At 75.7% G+C, this 563-nt stretch carries 1 protein-coding gene and 1 pseudogene; both read left to right on the forward strand.

Going from position 1 to position 563, the window contains the following annotated elements; all coding sequences use genetic code 11:
• Positions 1-270, forward strand: a pseudogene (locus HUW36_RS33950) (hypothetical protein); the annotation flags it as partial.
• 43 nt (positions 271-313) lie between these two features.
• A partial coding sequence (locus tag HUW36_RS33955; RefSeq protein WP_425487293.1) for a helix-turn-helix domain-containing protein occupies positions 314-563 on the forward strand: 250 nt, incomplete at its 3' end.

Raw genomic sequence — 563 nt, forward strand, 5'->3', positions numbered from 1 at the left:
CTGGACCGGGCCGAGGCGGAGCTGTCCACGGCCGACACCGCCGAGCGGGACGGCGCCGCGACGCTGGACCGGATCGAGACCGAGCTGGCCGAGCTGGAGCGTCGCCGTGCGGTGGTCGAGCAGGAGCTGAGCCGGGCCCGACTGGCCCGCCGGGGCGCCGAGCGGGCGGTCACCGCGGCCCGGCGTCGCGCCGGTGAGGTGGAGGCCGTCTTGGAAGCGCTCGACGCCGAAGAGGGGGATGCCGATTCCGGTGATCACGAGGCAGACTGAGCGTGATGAGCGGCCACGGTGGACGGACGGCGGGGGGTCACCGATGACCCCGGAACAGGTCGCGGCCGCGTGCAAACCGCTGGCGCTGGAGCTCGGGGAGGCATTCTCCCGCTGCCCGTCCACGCTGCGTCGGGCCCGGCTGCTCGGCATCTCCGGGTGGGCCTTCTACATCACCGGGCGGGCCGGCGCGCTCGGCGACGTCCGCGCCGAGACGGTGGCCGCCGCGCTCGGCTTCATCGCCCCCGAGGCGGTCGCCGACGGCTGGGTGTACGCGCTGGTCAGGCCCATCGCCC

Origin of the sequence: Micromonospora maritima (assembly GCF_902825405.1) — a bacterium.
GTDB classification, from domain to species: Bacteria; Actinomycetota; Actinomycetes; order Mycobacteriales; family Micromonosporaceae; genus Micromonospora; species Micromonospora maritima.